This is a genomic window from Mycobacterium sp. 1165196.3 (genome assembly GCF_001673415.1).
Lineage (GTDB): Bacteria > Actinomycetota > Actinomycetes > Mycobacteriales > Mycobacteriaceae > Mycobacterium > Mycobacterium europaeum_A.
Map to the genome: position 1 here is coordinate 36,021 of NZ_LZLU01000223.1, position 17,530 is coordinate 53,550.

Here is a 17,530-nt window from a genome sequence, read left to right on the forward strand (position 1 = left end):
AGTCACGGGCACCAGGGATGCGACGTTAGGACGGAAAGGACGCCAGATGCAGGGACTGGTACTGCAGCTGACGCGCGCCGGATTTTTGATGCTGCTGTGGGTATTCATCTGGTCCGTGCTGCGGATCCTTCGGACAGACATCTACGCGCCCACCGGTGCTGTCATGGTGCGACGGGGATTGGCTTTGCGCAGCACGCTGCTACCTTCTCGTCAGCGCCGGCATGCGGCCCGTTATCTGGTGGTCACCGAAGGGGCGCTGGCAGGCGGGCGCATCACACTGAGCGGACAGCCGGTACTGATCGGACGGGCCGACGACTCCACGCTGGTGCTCACCGACGACTACGCCTCGACGCGGCACGCCCGGCTGTCTCAGCGCGGCTCGGAGTGGTACGTCGAGGATCTAGGATCGACCAACGGTACTTACCTTGACAGGGCGAAGGTGACGACTGCGGTACGAGTTCCAATCGGAACGCCGATTCGGATCGGCAAAACGGCGATCGAGTTGCGCCCGTGACACTGGTTCTGCGATACGCCGCGCGCAGTGATCGCGGCCTGGTCCGCGCCAACAACGAAGACTCGGTCTATGCCGGCGCGCGACTGCTCGCGCTGGCCGACGGCATGGGTGGTCACGCCGCCGGGGAGGTGGCGTCCCAGCTGGTCATCGCCGCGCTGGCCCACCTCGACGACGACGAGCCGGGCGGCGACCTGCTGGCCAAGCTCGACCATGCGGTCCGCTCCGGCAACGCGGCCATCGCCGCGCAGGTCGAAGCCGAACCAGAGCTGGAGGGGATGGGCACCACCCTCACCGCCATCCTGTTCGCCGGCGACCGCATCGGGTTGGTGCACATCGGCGACTCGCGTGGCTACCTGCTGCGCGACGGTGAGCTCACCCAGATCACCAAGGACGACACGTTCGTCCAGACCTTGGTCGACGAAGGCCGGATCACCCGGGAAGAGGCCCACAGCCACCCGCAGCGGTCGTTGATCATGCGGGCGCTGACCGGTCACGAGGTGGAGCCGACGTTGACCATGCGCGAGGCGCGCGCCGGCGACCGTTATCTGTTGTGCTCCGACGGGTTATCGGATCCAGTCAGCGACGAGACCATCCTCGAGGCGCTGCAGATCCCCGACGTCGCCGAGGCCGCCTACCGCCTCATCGAGTTGGCGTTGCGCGGCGGCGGCCCGGACAACGTGACGGTGGTGGTCGCCGACGTGGTCGACTACGACTACGGGCAGACCCAGCCGATCCTCGCCGGGGCGGTGTCGGGCGACGAGGATCAGATGACCCTGCCCAACACCTCCGCCGGACGCGCCTCGGCGATCCGGCCGCGCGACGAGTCTGCCAAACGCGTTGCGCCGCAACCGGAAACACCGAATCGGCCGCGTTGGTCGCGCCGGAAGATGTTCCTGGCGGTCGGGCTGGCGGTGCTGTTGGTATTCGCCGGCCTCACCGTTGGATGGTGGGTCATCCAGCGCAACTACTACGTCGCGGAATACAGCGGCAAAATCTCCATCGTCCGCGGGATCCAGGGCACCCTGTTGGGCGTCCCGTTGCAGCAGCCCTACCTGGTGGGCTGCCTCAACACCCGCAACGAGCTGTCCCTGGTCAGCTACGGCCAATCCGGCCACTCCAACTGCCAGCTGATGACGCTGCAAGACCTGCGCCGCCCGGGACAGGTGCAGGTGCAAACCGGGCTGCCGGGCGGCAGCCTGGACCAGGCCGAATCGCAACTGCGGCAACTGCTGGCGGAATATCTGCTGCCGATCTGTCCGCCCCCGCGCGCCACGTCGCCGCCCGGATCGCCGGCCCCCCGCAGCGGAACACCAGAATCCGGCACCACCGCATCACCAGCACCGCCGACCTCCAGCTCTTCGAGCGCCAGCCCCCCACCGAGCACGAGCGCCAACGGCCCCGCGAACTCTGCGCCGGCAGGTCCGACGACCACGTCGCAGACAGTCACCGCGCTTCCCGGGCCGCCACTTCAACCAGGCATCGATTGCCGGACGGTGGCATGACGACACAGCTTCAGCCGCCGGTCGCGGTCACCCCCCCGTTGCCCACCCGGCGCAACGCCGAGTTGCTGCTGCTGGGCTTCGCCGCACTGATCACCGTCGCCGCGCTGCTGATAGTCGAAGCCAACCAAGAGCGCGACCTGCACTGGACCGCCATCAGCTACGGGCTGGTGTTCCTTGTCGTCTTCGGGTCCGCACACATGGCCATCCGGCGCTTCGCGCCCTACACCGACCCGCTGCTGTTGCCAATTGTGGCGTTACTCAACGGTCTTGGCCTAGTGATGATTCACCGCCTCGATCTGGTCACCAATCAGCTCAGCGGCCGGCACCACCCCAGCGCGACCCAGCAGATGCTGTGGACCCTGATCGGCGTGGTGACCTTCTCCCTGGTGGTCACGTTCTTGAAGGACCATCGGCAACTGGCGCGCTACGGCTACATCTGCGGACTGGTCGGCCTGATCTTTTTGGTGATCCCCGCCCTGTTGCCGGCATCGCTGTCCGAACAGAACGGCGCCAAGATCTGGATTCGCTTGCCCGGCTTCTCAATTCAGCCCGCCGAGTTCTCCAAGATTCTGCTGCTCATCTTCTTCTCCGCAGTGCTGATCGCCAAGCGCGGCCTGTTCACCAGCGTCGGTAAGCATTTCATGGGTTTGACGCTGCCCCGCCCCCGCGACCTCGCGCCCCTGCTGGCGGCGTGGGTGATCTCCGTCGGCGTGATGGCCTTCGAAAAGGACCTCGGCACTTCGCTATTGCTGTACACGTCGTTTCTGGTGGTGGTGTACCTGGCCACCCAGCGCTTCAGTTGGGTGGGCATCGGCCTGGTCCTGTTCGTCGCGGGAAGCGTTGTCGCGTATTACATTTTCGCCCACGTTCGGGTGCGGGTGCAGATGTGGTGGGACCCGTTCTCCGACCCCGACGGCAGCGGCTACCAGATCGTCCAGTCGCTGTTCAGTTTTGCCACCGGCGGCATCTTCGGCACCGGCCTCGGTAACGGCCAGCCGGACACCGTGCCCGCCGCCTCAACCGACTTCATCATCGCCGCGTTCGGCGAAGAGCTCGGGCTGGTGGGCCTGGCCAGCATTCTGATGCTCTACACCATCGTCATCGTGCGGGGGCTGCGCACGGCCATCGCCACCCGCGACAGCTTCGGCAAGCTGTTGGCCGCAGGTCTGGCGTCGACGCTGGCGCTTCAGCTGTTCATCGTCGTCGGCGGCGTAACCCAGCTCATTCCGCTGACCGGGTTGACCACCCCGTGGATGTCCTACGGCGGCTCGTCCTTGCTGGCGAACTACGTGCTGCTGGCAATCCTGGTGCGCATCTCGCACAGCGCCCGTCGTCCCTTGCGCACCCGCGCACGCAACCAGCCGTCGATCGCGGCGGCCGGCACCGAGGTGATCGAGAAAGTATGAACGCCTCCCTGCGCCGGATCTCGGTGACCGTGATGGCGTTGATCGTGTTGCTTCTGATCAACGCCACGATGACGCAGGTCTTCGCCGCCGATTCGCTGCGTGCCGACCCGCGCAACCAGCGGGTCCTACTCGACGAGTATTCACGCCAGCGCGGCCAGATCGTGGCCGGCGGCCAGCTGTTGGCCTACTCGGCCGCCACCGATAACCGCTACCGCTTCCTGCGCGTCTACCCCAACCCCGCGGTGTACGCGCCGGTCACCGGTTTCTACTCGCTGCGCTATTCCAGCACCGGTCTGGAACGCGCCGAGGATCCGCTGCTGAACGGCTCCGACGAGCGGCTGTTCGGGCGCAGGCTGGCCGATTTCTTCACCGGGCGCGATCCACGCGGCGCAAACGTCGACACCACGATCAAGCCGCGGGTCCAGCAGACCGCCTGGGACGCGATGCAACAGGGCTGCGGCGGTCCGCCCTGCAAGGGCGCCGTGGTCGCCCTCGAGCCGTCGACCGGCCGGATCTTGGCGATGGTGTCGTCGCCGTCGTACGACCCCAACCTGCTGTCGTCGCACGATCCCGAGGTGCAGGCGCAGGCCTGGCAGAAGTTGCGGGACGACCCGGACAATCCGCTGGCCAATCGGGCCATCTCGGAGACCTACCCGCCCGGGTCCACCTTCAAAGTGATCACCACCGCGGCCGCGCTGCAGGCCGGTGCCTCCGACACCGAGCAGCTGACCGCCGCCCGTTCGATTCCGCTACCCAACAGCACCGCCACTTTGGAGAACTACGGTGGGGAGTCGTGCGGAAACGAGCCGACGGTGTCGCTGCAGCAGGCGTTCGCCCTGTCCTGCAACACCGCCTTTGTCCAGCTCGGGCTCCTCACCGGATCCGACGCGCTGCGCAACATGGCGCACTCGTTCGGGCTGGACAGCACGCCCAGCGTCATCCCACTGCAGGTCGCGGAGTCGACCATCGGGATCATTCCGGACGCCGCGGCGCTGGGCATGACGAGCATCGGGCAGAAGGATGTCGCTATGACACCCCTGCAAAACGCCGAGATCGCCGCGACCATCGCGAACGATGGGGTGACGATGCAGCCCTACCTGATCGACAGCCTCAAGGGGCCCGACCTGACCACCATCAGCACCACAGCACCCTATGAGCAGCGGCGCGCCGTGTCGCCGCAGGTCGCCGCTAAGCTAACAGAGCTGATGGTCGGCGCCGAGAAGGTCGCACAGCAGAAAGGGGCCATTCCCGGCGTGCAGATCGCATCGAAGACTGGTACCGCAGAGCATGGCAGCGATCCGCGGCACACCCCGCCGCACGCGTGGTACATCGCGTTCGCGCCCGCGCAGACCCCGAAGGTCGCCGTTGCGGTGTTGGTGGAGAATGGCGCCGACCGCCTGTCCGCGACGGGGGGTGCACTCGCCGCGCCGATCGGACGGGCTGTGATCCAGGCTGCGCTACAGGGAGGACCATGAGCCCGCGAGTTGGTGTGACGCTGTCTGGCAGATACCGCCTTCAGCGCCTGATCGCCACCGGCGGCATGGGTCAGGTGTGGGAGGCGGTGGACAGCCGGTTGGGCCGGCGCGTCGCGGTCAAAGTCCTCAAGCAGGAGTTCTCCCAGGACCCGGAGTTCATCGAGCGGTTCCGCGCCGAAGCGCGCACCACCGCGATGCTCAACCACCCCGGCATTGCCGCCGTCCACGACTACGGCGAGAGCCAGCTCGACGGGGAAGGCCGGACCGCCTACCTGGTGATGGAGCTGGTCAACGGTGAGCCGCTGAACTCGGTGCTCAAGCGCACCGGGCGACTGTCGCTGCGGCACGCGCTGGACATGCTCGAGCAGACCGGTCGGGCCCTGCAGGTTGCGCACGCGGCCGGCCTGGTGCACCGCGACGTCAAACCCGGAAACATCCTGATCACCCCCACCGGCCAGGTGAAGATCACCGACTTCGGTATCGCCAAGGCCGTCGACGCCGCACCGGTGACCCAGACCGGGATGGTGATGGGGACCGCCCAGTACATCGCGCCCGAACAGGCCCTGGGTCACGACGCCACCCCGTCCAGCGACGTGTACTCGCTGGGAGTCGTTGGCTACGAGGTTGTTTCGGGCAAGCGGCCGTTCACCGGCGACGGCGCCCTGACCGTGGCGATGAAGCACATCAAGGAACCGCCGCCGCCGCTGCCCGCGGAGCTGCCGCCCAACGTGCGCGAACTGATCGAGATCACGCTGGTGAAGAACCCCGCGATGCGCTATCGCAGCGGGGGGCCGTTCGCCGACGCCGTGGCCGCGGTGCGCGCCGGCCGTCGGCCGCCGCGGCCCAGCCAGTCACCGCCTCCGGGCCGCGCATCGCCGGCGGCCATTCCGTCCAGCCCCACCACCCGCGCCGCCGCGGTGTCGCCGGGCCGCAGTGCCGCACCCCGCCGGTCGCGGCCGACCACGGGCGGCCATCGCCCGCCGCCGGCCCGGCGGACCTTCTCGTCGGGCCAGCGGGCCCTGCTGTGGGCCGCCGGGGTGCTCGGCGCGCTCGCGATCATCATCGCGGTGCTCATCGTCATCAACTCGCGGGCGGACCAGCAGCAACAGCCGCCGACCGTGACCGATACCGGAACCCCGCCCGCGTCCGCGCCGCCGGCGAGCAAGACGCCGAGCGGTTCGGGGGCACAGCCCGGCATGCGGCTCAATTGGCCGGATAACGGGACAATAGGGACTTCCGGCTTCCACCACGCGCCGGCCCGACACGGAACACCGCAATGACCACGCCGCAGCACCTGTCCGACCGCTATGAACTGGGCGAAATCCTCGGCTTCGGGGGTATGTCCGAGGTTCACCTGGCCCGCGACGTCCGCTTGCATCGCGATGTCGCGGTCAAGGTGCTGCGCGCGGATCTGGCCCGCGACCCCAGCTTCTACCTTCGCTTCCGGCGCGAGGCGCAAAACGCCGCCGCGTTGAATCACCCGTCGATCGTCGCCGTCTACGACACCGGCGAGGCCGAGACGCCCACCGGGCCGCTGCCCTACATCGTGATGGAGTACGTCGACGGCGTCACCCTGCGCGACATCGTGCACACCGATGGGCCGCTGCCGCCGCGGCGGGCCATCGAGATCATCGCCGACGCGTGCCAGGCGCTGAACTTCAGCCACCAGAACGGCATCATCCACCGCGACGTCAAGCCGGCCAACATCATGATCAGCACCACCAACGCGGTCAAGGTGATGGACTTCGGCATCGCCCGCGCGATCGCCGACAGCGGCAACAGCGTCACCCAGACCGCCGCGGTGATCGGAACCGCGCAGTACCTGTCCCCCGAACAGGCCCGCGGCGATACGGTCGACGCGCGTTCCGACGTGTACTCCCTGGGCTGCGTTCTCTACGAAATCCTCACGGGTGAACCGCCTTTCACCGGGGACTCGCCCGTTGCCGTTGCCTACCAACATGTTCGGGAAGACCCGGTCCCCCCCTCGCAGCGGCACGACGGCATCTCCGCCGACCTCGACGCCGTGGTGCTCAAGGCGCTGGCCAAGAATCCCGACAACCGCTATCAGACGGCGGCGGAGATGCGGGCCGATCTGATCCGGGTGCACAACGGCGAGAGGCCCGAAGCTCCCAAGGTGCTCACCGACGCCGACCGCAGCTCGCTGCTGTCCTCGGGGCCCGCCGGCGGCGGCCCGACGCGCACCGACCCGCTGCCGCGTCAGGTTCTCGCCGACGCGGGCGAGGACCGCAGCGTCGGTTCGGTCGGCCGCTGGATTGTCGCGGTGGCCGCGTTGGCCGTCCTGACGATCGTCGTCGTCATTGCTTTCAACACCTTTGGGGGCAGCGCCCGGGACGTGCAGGTGCCCGACGTGCGTGGGCAGGTGTCCGCCGATGCCATCGCGGCGCTGCAGAACCGGGGGTTCAAGACCCGCACATTGCAGAAGCCGGATTCGACGATCCCGCCCGATCACGTCATCGGGACCGACCCGGGCGCCAACGCGTCGGTCAATGCGGGCGACGAGATCACCATCAATGTCTCCACCGGCCCCGAACAGCGCGAGGTGCCCGACGTGTCCTCGCTGAGCTACGCCGACGCGGTCGCCAAGCTGAAGGCCGCGGGCTTCAGCAAGTTCAAGCAGGCCAACTCGCCGTCGACCCCGGAATTGCTGGGCAAGGTGATCGGGACCAACCCGCCGGCCAACCAGACGTCGGCGATCACCAATGTCGTCACCCTCATCGTCGGCTCCGGGCCCGAGACAAAGCAGGTCCCCGACATCGCCGGCCAGACCGTGGACATCGCGCAGAAGAACCTGACCGTCTACGGCTTCAGCAAGGTCACCCAGGTGCAGGTGGACAGTACTCGCCCGGCCGGCGAGGTGATCGGCACCAATCCGCCCAAGGGCCAGATGATTCCGGTGGACTCGGTGATCGAGCTGCAGGTGTCCAAGGGCAACCAGTTCGTCATGCCCGACCTGTCCGGCATGTTCTGGACGGACGCCGAACCGCGGCTACGGGCGCTGGGCTGGACGGGCATCCTGGACAAGGGCGCCGACGTCGACGCCGGCAGCTCCCAATCGCATCGGGTGGTGTATCAGAACCCTCCGGCGGGCGCCGGGGTCAACCGCGACGGCATCATCACGCTGAAGTTCGGTCAGTAGCCGTCGGATCGGCCGGGAAATACGGCCGCACCGCGGCGTGCACGTCATTCTCGAGCCGGCGCACCAACGTGTCGTCGCGCTCCCACCCGCAATCGGCGAGCCAGTTCGCCAGCATGCGGTGGCCGCCCTCGGTGAGGATCGACTCTGGGTGGAACTGGACGCCGTGGATCGGTAGATCGGTGTGCCGCACGCCCATGATCACGCCGCTCGGGGTGTGGGCCGTAACCTGCAGCACCGGCGGCAGCGACTCGGGCAGGATGGTCAGCGAGTGGTAGCGGGTTGCGGTGAATGGATCCGGAAGACCTTGCAGCACACCGGCATTGGTGTGATGGACGCTGCTGGTCTTACCGTGCAGCAGTTCGGGGGCGCGGTCGACGGTGGCGCCGAATGCGACGCCGATGGCCTGGTGCCCCAGGCAGACCCCGAGCAGCGGCGTCCGCTCGGCGGCGCAGGCACGAACCATCGGAATCGAGGCGCCCGCGCGTTCCGGGGTGCCCGGCCCCGGACTGAGCAGCACCCCGTCGAACTGCCGGGCGACGGCGGCCTGATCGGCGAGCCGGGTGTCGTCGTTGCGCCAGACTTCGGCGTCCACACCCAGCTGACCGAGGTACTGCACCAGGTTGAACACGAAGCTGTCGTAGTTGTCGACAACCAAGATCCGCATCGTGTCAGGTTACCGTCCGCGGCCGCCGGTGTAGCTGGTCAGTGGACGTCAGTAGCCGATGGGGCCGTTGGGCTGCGCGAAATGCAGCCGGTCGGGCTCGGCATGACCGACGACCTGCACGTCGGACTTCACCTGTTCGTCGTAGCCGAGGCCGAAGCGGACCACGTATTGCTTGTACAGGAGCACCAGGGGAGCGGCTGCCAGGGCGGCTTGCATGGCCGCCGCGTTGCCGATCGCCGTGATCGTGTACGGCGGGCTGTAGGTCCGCCCGTTGAGCAGCAGCGTGTTGCCGACGCAGCGCGGCACCGACGTGGCGATGATCCGCTGGTCTTGCATCTGGATCGCCTCGGCGCCGGCGCTCCACAGCGCGTTGAGCACGGCCTCGATGTCTTGCTGATGCACCACCAAGTCGTCGGGGGAGGCGTCGCGCGGGAAGCGACCGTTGGCGTCGCGCTGGGCGTCGGCCAGCGTGACCACCAGGCCCGGCCCGTGCACCGGGCTCATCCCCGCCTCGCCCGCGAGTTGCGTGGAACGCCGCAGCATGGCCGACAGTGCGGCGTCCGAGGAGCGGCCGTGCGCGGCATCGATCTTGGCGGTCAGTTGCTCGCGTTGGGCGCTGAGACGGTTCACCGACGACTGCGTCTCACGGACCAGGTCCACCAGGCGCGGGGCGTCGCTGCGGCGGATTTCGGCGCCGCCGGAGACTCCGTGGGTTGCGGCGAGCAACAGGCCGGCCAGCAGACACACCACCGGGACGCCGAAGCGCCATGGCGACGGGCGCGTCTGGATCATCGAGTCTCCATTTCCTGGTCACCGTCCCAGGTGAGTTAGTCTCGTAGCCAAGCTATGGGTGCGACTGCACTGTTTATCGTTGCACCCCGTCCCGCTCACCGTGTCGTTGAGGTAATCCGCGAGGTAATCATGCCCAAGTCCAAGGTCCGCAAGAAGAACGACTTCACCGTCGGCGCGGTCAGCCGCACGCCGGTGAAAGTCAAGGTCGGGCCGTCGAGCGTGTGGTTCGTCGCGCTGTTCATCGGTCTCATGCTGATCGGCCTCGTCTGGCTGATGGTGTTCCAGCTGGCCGCCGTCGGGAGCCAGGCCCCGGCCGCCCTGAACTGGATGGCGCAGCTGGGTCCGTGGAACTACGCGATCGCGTTCGCTTTCATGATCACCGGTTTGTTGCTCACGATGCGCTGGCACTGAGCGGGACGGTCGGTGTATTGAATTCATTTCCGGGTTGATTTGGTACGGCGTCAGCAACTTTCCGGCCACCCAATCACACGCGTGTGATTTATCCCCACTGTTGATAGCTGATGTGGATAACTGCATAGCCGGTGGTGGGAGGGGTTAAGGACCGCATGCAGCAAACACAATGGCAGCCGCACACGGCGGGAATCGCTGGTTGTGGAGCCGCGGGCGTTTTGATGGCTATCGCGGCTGTGACCGTGGTCACAGACCCGCCCGGGCGGATTCTGGCGGGCGTTGCCGCGGCGGGTCTGCTCTTGTTTGCCGGCGTGTCGTGGCACGCGCGTCCCAAGCTGGCAATCACAACCGGCGGGCTGATGCTGCGCGGCTGGTTCCGAACGCAGGTATTGCAGCATTCCGACATCAAGATCATCCGCATCATGGAGTTCCGCCGCTACGGGCGCAAGGTGCGGTTACTCGAGGTCGAGACCGCCGACGGCGACCTGGTGCTGTTCTCCCGATGGGACCTCGGGACGGACCCGGTGGAGGTGCTCGACGCGCTCACCGAAGCCGGCTACGCGGGCCGCCAGCAGCCCTGAGCGGCCCGCGGCTGGTGCCGGGTTCAGGAGATGGTGATCGACTCGATGACGACCGGCTCGGTCGGACGGTCGTTGCCGTCGGTGCTCGTCGTGGAGATGGCGTCGACGACCTTTTGCGACTCCGGATCGGTCACTTCGCCGAAGATCGTGTGGCGCCGGTTCAGGTGCGGGGTCTGCCCGACGGTGATGAAGAACTGCGAGCCGTTGGTGCCGGGGCCCGCGTTGGCCATCGCCAGCAGGTAGGGCTTGTCGAATTGCAGTTCGGGGTGGAACTCGTCGGCGAACTTGTAACCCGGGCCGCCGCGACCGGTTCCGGTCGGGTCGCCACCCTGAATCATGAAGCCCCGGATCACCCGGTGGAAGACCGCGCCGTCATAGAAGGGGCCCGAAGAGCCTCCCGATGCGTTCTGCGTCGAGTACTCCTTGGTGCCCTGCGCCAGGCCAACGAAGTTGGCGACGGTCTTGGGCGCGTGGTTTCCGAAGAGGGCGACCTTGATGTCGCCGCGGTTGGTGTGGAGCGTCGCGGTAGCAGTCTGAAAGGGGCTGTTGGTCACGGCATGAGAGTCTGCCACTACGGGTGGGCGTTGCCGCACGCGGTGTCACCCAACGCGGACCGTCATCGAAATCGCCGCGCGCACGCACGACCGACGACGACGTCCCTATGCTGGCAGTCTGTTCAGTTACCCGGTCGGTGTCACGGCCGGCTCGTTCCACGGGACAGAAAGGCGACAGATGAGCGCGAAGGCGGATTCCCGGCTGACGCCGCGGCAGCGATTGGCCCGCGGCCTGAGCTATTCGGCGCAGGGACCGGTAGACCTCACCCGTGGGGTGGTCGGCCTGAGTGTCCAGTCCGCGCAATCGACCGCGGCGCAGCTGCGCCGCCGGTATCAAGAGGGGCGGCTGGCCCGGGACCTCGCCGCGGCCCAGGAGACCCTTGCCCAGGAGCTGGCCGCCGCACAGGAAGTGGTGACGAGCCTGCCCCAGGCCCTGCAGGACGCACGGCGCGCGCAGCGTCGTGGCAAGCGCCCCTTGGTCTTGGCGGGCGTCGCCGTCGCCGTCCTCGCCGGCGGCGCCGCGGCGTTCAGCATCATCCGGCGCTCGGTGCGGGCGAAGCCCCAGGATCCCCAGTCGCGGCCGCCCAGCGTCGAGGTGCAGCCGCGGCCCTAGATCACCGCACAGCCAGCTGAAGCCGTTCGCGGCGACGGACCAGGACGCTCGGCAGCCATTCGCCGACGTCGGTCGCATCGATCCATGAAGTGCGCTCGAGCAGCATCCGCAGCACGATGTGGGCCTCCAAGCGGGCCAGCGCGGCACCCACGCAGAAATGCACGCCCTTACCGAAACTCACGTGGCCCTTGGCGGACGCGCGATCGAGCCGAAACTCGTTCGGATCCACGAAGTGGGTCGGGTCGCGGTTCGCCGCTCCCCACATCAGTAACAAGTGCGCGCCGGCCGGCACCTCGACCCCACCCAGCGTGGTGTCGCGCCACACGTGGCGGTAATGGCCGCGAAACGGCGACTCAAAGCGCAGCGTCTCTTCGATGAAACTACTTAGCAATTGCGGGTTTTCGCGAAGTTGTTGTTGGATCCCGGGGCGATCGGCAAGTATCCAGGCCGCGCTGCCGAGCAGCGACGCCGTCGATTCTCCCGCGGCACTGAAGAGGGTGAGCATGATGCCGAGCGCTGGCAGCTGTTCAAGTTCACCCGATGTGCAGCGCGCTGCCAGATCGGCGATCAGACCGTCTTCACTGTTGTCGCTTGCTTTTTCGAAGTGCTCAAGGACATAGCCGGAGAGTTCCATTGCGGCGACTCCGGCCGCTGTGAGCTGGTCGCGTGTGACGATCCCGTCGAGCAACGTGGTGGTGGCGTAGCCGAGCCGAATGAGCCTGTCGACATCATCGTCGGGCAGACCCAACAGCTTGCAGACCACCATCATCGGCAACCGGTTGGCGACCGCGCTCATCCACTCGATCTGACCATCGCGCAGGTTCCCCTCCCAGAGAAGGTCCGCGGTCTGTGCGGCGAATTCTTCAATGATCCGAACACGTTTGGCCGACAAATGGGGTAGCAGGATCTTCCGGTGCATCGCATGAATTGGGTCGTCCGCGGTGGCCAATGTATGCATCGAGGCTCCCGGCGGTCCCATATCGAACGGTGTAACGCTGCCGTCCTCGTGAAACACCATGGTCGCCGTGAGGTTCGACGAAAAGTCTCCTACCCGATCGACGGCCTCAAGAACCGCGTCCCAACCGCATACCGCGTAAAAGACGGAGTCGCCGATGCGGTGCACCGGCGCCTCGGCGCGCATCCGGTCATACAGCGGGTACGGGTCCTGGATCGCCTCGCTGCCGAAGAATCGGATCGCCTTGTCCAACACGGCCATGCGTTTCAGGCTCGATGCAGCTCACCGGCGGGTCAATGGCATGCGGGAAAGTTGAGGAACGTTCGCGGCTCGCGGCCGAACGCCGCTGGCGGCGCCCACCAGTCGCCAGCAGCAACTTCGGCTGAGAAATCTGCGTAGTGAATTCTCGGCCTGAGAAAAGCGTTTCCGTAGCCCGCAGGCGGTGCAGCATGGACGGATGACTGGGAGTGATTGGTTGGTGGGCCGCGACCGCGGTAGCGAAGCCGCCGAACGGATCTATACCGCGGCGGCCGACCTCATCGCCCGCCGGGGATACGAGGATTTCTCGATCGAAGCCCTGGCCGCCCGGGTGCATTGCTCACCGGCGACGATCTATCGCCATGCCGGCGGCAAGGCGACGATCCGCGACGCCGTGATCCGCATCCAGGCCGCCCGCATCGTGGACACCACCCGTGACGCCATCGAGGACCTTCGAGGCCCCCAGCGGGTCGTGACCGCCACCATCATGGCGCTCGAACGGCTGCGCTCCGATCCGCTGGCCCAGCTCATGCGCTCGATCCACGCCGCCCCGGTCAGCGACTGGGTCATCAACTCACCGATCGTGACGGCCCTGGCCGCCGAGATGCTGGGGCCCGGGCACGACGATCCGCTGGCGGCGCAGTGGCTGATCCGCGTTTTCCTGGCGCTGTGGGGCTGGCCGCTCAAAGATGCCGCCGCCGAGCGGGCCCTGGTGGAACGCTTTCTCGGCTCGTCCTACGCGGGAGCCGGGGAAGGGGCGTGACTTGTGGAGCCTAGGGGAATCGAACCCCTGACACCCGCCTTGCAAAGGCGGTGCTCTACCAACTGAGCTAAGGCCCCTCATCGTGACTGGGTGGTTGACCTTGGTCATCCACAGCCACGTGCCAGACCTCGACTCCGCGTCGGGACCACGCCACCGCTGCCAATACGGCGATAAGTCCCAGCGGCAGTGCGAGTCTTACGCAATGTCTTGACGGGCACATGGTTGTGGGCCTAGGAGGACTCGAACCTCCGACCTCTTCGTTATCAGCGAAGCGCTCTAACCGCCTGAGCTATAGGCCCGTACTCGCGTACGGCCGAGCGACGAGATTACCGCACTCCCCGCCCGACTCCCAAAAACGCAGCGTCCACTGCTAGTCCCGATCCGCCAACGTCACCTCGACACCGCCGATCAGATCGGTGGTCAGGTTGTAGACGAACGCAGCGATGGTGGCCATCGCGGTCAGCAACACGATGTTGACCAGCCCGATCAGGACCGCGCCGCCGAAAATCGTGCCGCTGGACACCAGTTCGCCGCTGCTGCCGCTGGTGTTGTTGAGCAGGTCACCGACGTTGCTGTTCAACTTCGACCACACGCCCATGCCGCCGAGCACCAGGTAGAGGAACGCGACGGCGATCATCCAGACGAAGAACAGCGCCACCGAGAGCAGCAGCGACACCTTCAGGGTGCTCCACGGATCGATGCGGCGGATCTGCATGCTGGCCCGCACCGGGCCCCGCGTTCGCCGTGACACCTGCACCCGGTTGTCCCGGTTATCCCGGCCTTCCCGGCTTTCGGCGGTGGCCGACCGTCCGGACCCCGACGCGCTCGGCGACTCGGCGGGGCGCTCGGGCGCGGGTTTGCGGTGCGGGCCGCGCGGCACTCCACCGGACAGGTCCGGCAACTCGCTCGCGTAGGCCTCGGTCGCAGAGGTCTCGGCGCGGGCGGGCGCGGGCTCAGGCTCCTTGGCGTGCGCCGGAGCGCCGGCGCCGGGCGCCGCGGTGCCGGAGATGAAGCGGTTCAGCCGGGCCTCGACGCCGCCGGCCTGGCCCGAGGGCCGCTTCTCGGTGGGCGGTTCGTTATGCCGAGGCCCCGGCTGCTGGGGTCGGGTGCCGCCGCGCTGCCACGGTGGCCCGTCCCCACCGTCTTGGGCGCGGCCACCCGGTGCCGGTGGCGCCGCGCGGCGCACACCGGCTCGCTCAACCGAACCATCCCCGTTGGGGGCATCCCCCTTTTTGGGGGCGCCCGGCTCGTTCGGTGAGGTCACCCCGACTCCTTAGGTCTCCTACTCGGCCCGCCACGCGGCCCGACCGTCATCGGGCTGAGTCTAGTGGCTCGCTACCGACTAGCTGTCCGACTCCGTGGCACCGTCGATTTCCTCGACGACTTCGTCCGCGTTCGCCTCGGCGTTGCGGGCGATGGCCAGCAGCGTGTTCTCTTCACCGAGGTTCATCAGGCGCACGCCCTTGGTCTGCCGTCCCGCCTTGCGGACCTGGCCCGCTGCGGTGCGGATGACGCCGCCTCCCGAGGTGATCGCGTACAGCTCGCTGTCCTCATCGACAATCAACGCACCAACCAGCCTGCCACGCCGGCGGTCGTACATCACCGTCAGGACGCCCTTGCCGCCGCGGCCCTGCACCGGATATTCCTCGATCGCGGTGCGCTTGGCATACCCACCAGACGTTGCCACCAGCAGATAGGTTCCCTCGCGGACCACGTTGAGCGACAACAGGTAGTCGTCAGCGTTGAACCGCATGCCCTGCACACCCGAGGTGGCTCGGCCCATCGGCCGCAGCGCATCGTCGGTCGCCGAGAACCGGATGGACTGGCCGTTGGCCGAGACCAACAGCAGGTCCTCGTCGGCGGAGCAGAGCACCGCGCCGACGAGCTCGTCGTTGTCGCGCAGGTTGATCGCCACGATTCCGCCCGAGCGGTTGGAGTCGAAGTCGGTCAGCTTGGTCTTCTTCACCAGCCCGTTGCGGGTGGCCAGCACCAGGTACGGGGCATCCTCGTAACCGCGGATCTGGATGACCTGGGCGATCCGCTCCTCCGGCTGGAAGGCCAGCAGGTTGGCGACGTGCTGACCGCGCGCCGTTCGCGACGCCTCCGGCAGTTCGTACGCCTTGGCCCGGTAGACCCGGCCCTGGGTGGTGAAAAACAGGATCCAGTCGTGCGTGGAGCACACGAAGAAGTGCCGCACGATGTCGTCCTGCTTCAGGCCGGCGCCCTGCACACCCTTGCCGCCGCGTTTCTGACTGCGGTACAGGTCGGTCTTGGTGCGTTTGGCGTAACCGGTCTCGGTGATGGTGACGACGACGTCCTCGCGGGCGATCAGGTCCTCGTCGTTGACGTCGCCGTCGGCGGCGATGATCCGGGTCCGGCGCTCGTCGCCGTGCTTGTCGACGATCTCGGCGAGCTCGTCGTGCACGATGCGGCGCTGCCGCTCCGGCTTGGCCAGGATGTCTTCCAGGTCCGCGATCTCGGCTTCGATCTTGGCCAGGTCGTCGACGATGCGCTGGCGCTCCAGGGCGGCCAGCCGGCGCAGCTGCATGTCCAGGATCGCCTGGGCCTGGATTTCGTCGATGTCCAGCAGCTCGATCAGGCCGGCCCGGGCGATCTCCACGGTCTCCGACGCGCGGATCAGAGCGATCACCTCGTCGAGCGCGTCGAGCGCTTTGACCAGACCGCGCAAGATGTGCGCGCGCTCGTTGGCCTTGCGCAACCGGTAGGTGGTGCGCCGGACGATCACGTCGAGTTGATGCGCGACGTAGTGGCGGATCATCTGGTCGAGGCGCAGCGTGCGCGGCACCCCGTCGACGATCGACAACATGTTCGCCCCGAAGCTGGTCTGCAGCTGGGTGTGCTTGTAGAGGTTGTTCAGCACCACCTTGGCGACGGCGTCGCGCTTGATCTCCACCACGATGCGCAGGCCGACGCGGTCGCTGGACTGGTCTTCGATGTTGGAGATGCCGGCCAACTTGCCGTCGCGCACCTGCTCGGCGATCGAGGTGATGAAGTTGTCGTGGTTCACCTGGTAGGGCAACTCGGTGATCACCAGCGAGGTGCGTCCGCGTGAATCCTCTTCTACCTCAACGACTCCGCGCATCCGGATCGACCCGCGGCCGGTGGTGTACGCATCGTGGATGCCTTGTGATCCGACGATCAGACCGTGGGTGGGGAAGTCCGGACCCTTGACCCGCTCGCAGACCGCGGCCAGCGTCGCCTCTTCGTCGGCTTCGTGATTGTCCAGGCACCAGTAGACGGCTTCGGCCAGCTCGCGCAGGTTGTGCGGCGGGATGTTGGTCGCCATGCCCACGGCGATACCGCCCGAGCCGTTGGCCAGCAGGTTGGGGAACCGGCTCGGCAGCACGGTCGGCTCCTGCACACGACCGTCGTAGTTGGGAATGAAATCGACTGTCTCCTCGTCGATTTCGCGCAGCATCTCCATCGCGAGCGGGGTCAGTCGCGCCTCGGTGTACCGCATGGCGGCCGGCGGGTCGTTGCCGGGCGAGCCGAAGTTGCCCTGGCCGTCGACGAGCGGATAGCGCAGCGACCACGGCTGTGCCATGCGCACCAGGGTGTCGTAGATCGACGCGTCGCCGTGCGGGTGATAGTTACCCATCGTCTCGGCGACCGACCGCGCCGACTTCGCGTGGCTGCGATCCGGGCGGAACCCGGAGTCGTACATCGCATAGAGCACCCGGCGGTGCACCGGCTTGAGACCGTCGCGCACCTCGGGCAGCGCACGCCCGACGATCACGCTCATCGCGTAATCGATGTAGCTGCGCTGCATCTCCTGCTGGATGTCGACCGGTTGGATCCGGTCGACGGAGTCGTCGCCAGGCGGCAGCGTGGTGTCAGTCATGAATTCCTCGTTGGTCGGTCAAC

General features: G+C 67.2%; 16 protein-coding genes and 2 tRNA genes. 10 read left to right on the top strand and 8 right to left on the bottom strand.

What is annotated here, in order from left to right; all coding sequences use genetic code 11:
- Positions 1 to 46: 46 nt before the first annotated feature.
- From A5659_RS22620 to pknB, 6 genes are read left to right on the top strand one after another with little or no spacing between them, the layout of a single operon-like run.
- Positions 47 to 514 (top strand): FHA domain-containing protein, encoded by a 468-nt coding sequence (locus A5659_RS22620; protein WP_007771646.1) that lies wholly within the window; start codon positions 47 to 49, stop codon positions 512 to 514.
- A complete protein-coding gene (locus A5659_RS22625; protein WP_066861784.1) occupies positions 511 to 2,016 on the top strand; it encodes a PP2C family serine/threonine-protein phosphatase in 1,506 nt (501 codons plus the stop codon). Before A5659_RS22620 ends, A5659_RS22625 begins: the two co-directional genes overlap by 4 nt.
- Complete coding sequence (locus tag A5659_RS22630; protein WP_066861786.1) at positions 2,013 to 3,422, top strand: FtsW/RodA/SpoVE family cell cycle protein; 1,410 nt, start codon at positions 2,013 to 2,015, stop codon at positions 3,420 to 3,422. The genes A5659_RS22625 and A5659_RS22630 overlap by 4 nt, the downstream gene beginning before the upstream one ends.
- Positions 3,419 to 4,897: a D,D-transpeptidase PbpA gene (gene pbpA / locus A5659_RS22635; protein WP_066861789.1), complete on the top strand. Its 1,479-nt coding sequence runs from the start codon at positions 3,419 to 3,421 to the stop codon at positions 4,895 to 4,897. Before A5659_RS22630 ends, pbpA begins: the two co-directional genes overlap by 4 nt.
- Entirely contained in the window at positions 4,894 to 6,177 is a 1,284-nt protein-coding gene (locus A5659_RS22640) for a serine/threonine-protein kinase (protein ID WP_066861792.1), read from the top strand. The genes pbpA and A5659_RS22640 overlap by 4 nt, the downstream gene beginning before the upstream one ends.
- Positions 6,174 to 8,054 carry a Stk1 family PASTA domain-containing Ser/Thr kinase gene (gene pknB, locus A5659_RS22645; RefSeq protein WP_066861795.1) on the top strand — a complete coding sequence of 627 codons (1,881 nt, stop codon included), beginning with the start codon at positions 6,174 to 6,176 and terminating at the stop codon, positions 8,052 to 8,054. The genes A5659_RS22640 and pknB overlap by 4 nt, the downstream gene beginning before the upstream one ends.
- Here pknB and A5659_RS22650 read toward each other — a convergent pair.
- Positions 8,032 to 8,718, bottom strand: a complete 687-nt coding sequence (locus tag A5659_RS22650) for an aminodeoxychorismate/anthranilate synthase component II (RefSeq protein WP_066861798.1) — start codon at positions 8,716 to 8,718, stop codon at positions 8,032 to 8,034. The two genes, pknB and A5659_RS22650, sit on opposite strands and share 23 nt — an antisense overlap.
- Positions 8,719 to 8,766: 48 nt before the next feature.
- Positions 8,767 to 9,510, bottom strand: a complete 744-nt coding sequence (locus A5659_RS22655) for a DUF881 domain-containing protein (RefSeq protein WP_067184404.1) — start codon at positions 9,508 to 9,510, stop codon at positions 8,767 to 8,769.
- A gap of 129 nt (positions 9,511 to 9,639) precedes the next feature.
- Here A5659_RS22655 and crgA point away from each other — a divergent pair, with 129 nt between their 5' ends.
- Together crgA and A5659_RS22665 are read left to right on the top strand one after the other, a co-directional pair.
- A complete protein-coding gene (gene crgA / locus A5659_RS22660) occupies positions 9,640 to 9,921 on the top strand; it encodes a cell division protein CrgA (RefSeq protein WP_066861804.1) in 282 nt (93 codons plus the stop codon).
- A 155-nt stretch (positions 9,922 to 10,076) separates the two neighbouring features.
- Positions 10,077 to 10,502, top strand: coding sequence for a PH domain-containing protein (locus tag A5659_RS22665; RefSeq protein ID WP_066861807.1), 426 nt, complete (start codon positions 10,077 to 10,079; stop codon positions 10,500 to 10,502).
- 23 nt (positions 10,503 to 10,525) lie between these two features.
- On the opposite strand, the gene A5659_RS22670 is transcribed toward A5659_RS22665, so the two are convergent.
- Positions 10,526 to 11,074: a peptidylprolyl isomerase gene (locus tag A5659_RS22670; protein ID WP_066861810.1), complete on the bottom strand. Its 549-nt coding sequence runs from the start codon at positions 11,072 to 11,074 to the stop codon at positions 10,526 to 10,528.
- Positions 11,075 to 11,234: 160 nt separating this feature from the next.
- Between A5659_RS22670 and cwsA the strand changes: the two genes are divergently transcribed.
- Positions 11,235 to 11,669 (top strand): cell wall synthesis protein CwsA, encoded by a 435-nt coding sequence (cwsA, locus tag A5659_RS22675; RefSeq protein WP_066861813.1) that lies wholly within the window; start codon positions 11,235 to 11,237, stop codon positions 11,667 to 11,669.
- 1 nt (position 11,670) lies between these two features.
- On the opposite strand, the gene A5659_RS22680 is transcribed toward cwsA, so the two are convergent.
- Positions 11,671 to 12,885 (bottom strand): cytochrome P450, encoded by a 1,215-nt coding sequence (locus A5659_RS22680; protein WP_067184407.1) that lies wholly within the window; start codon positions 12,883 to 12,885, stop codon positions 11,671 to 11,673.
- A gap of 196 nt (positions 12,886 to 13,081) precedes the next feature.
- Here A5659_RS22680 and A5659_RS22685 point away from each other — a divergent pair, with 196 nt between their 5' ends.
- Positions 13,082 to 13,645 carry a TetR/AcrR family transcriptional regulator gene (locus A5659_RS22685; protein WP_066861819.1) on the top strand — a complete coding sequence of 188 codons (564 nt, stop codon included), beginning with the start codon at positions 13,082 to 13,084 and terminating at the stop codon, positions 13,643 to 13,645.
- Between the two features lie 4 nt (positions 13,646 to 13,649).
- Here A5659_RS22685 and A5659_RS22690 read toward each other — a convergent pair.
- The 4 genes from A5659_RS22690 to gyrA form a co-directional block, all read right to left on the bottom strand.
- A tRNA-Ala gene (locus A5659_RS22690) sits at positions 13,650 to 13,722 on the bottom strand.
- Between the two features lie 148 nt (positions 13,723 to 13,870).
- Positions 13,871 to 13,944: transfer RNA gene (locus A5659_RS22695), tRNA-Ile, on the bottom strand.
- Positions 13,945 to 14,015: 71 nt separating this feature from the next.
- Positions 14,016 to 14,909, bottom strand: coding sequence for a DUF3566 domain-containing protein (locus A5659_RS22700; protein WP_066878909.1), 894 nt, complete (start codon positions 14,907 to 14,909; stop codon positions 14,016 to 14,018).
- A 78-nt stretch (positions 14,910 to 14,987) separates the two neighbouring features.
- Complete coding sequence (gene gyrA, locus A5659_RS22705) at positions 14,988 to 17,507, bottom strand: DNA gyrase subunit A (RefSeq protein WP_066861826.1); 2,520 nt, start codon at positions 17,505 to 17,507, stop codon at positions 14,988 to 14,990.
- Positions 17,508 to 17,530 lie beyond the last annotated feature (23 nt).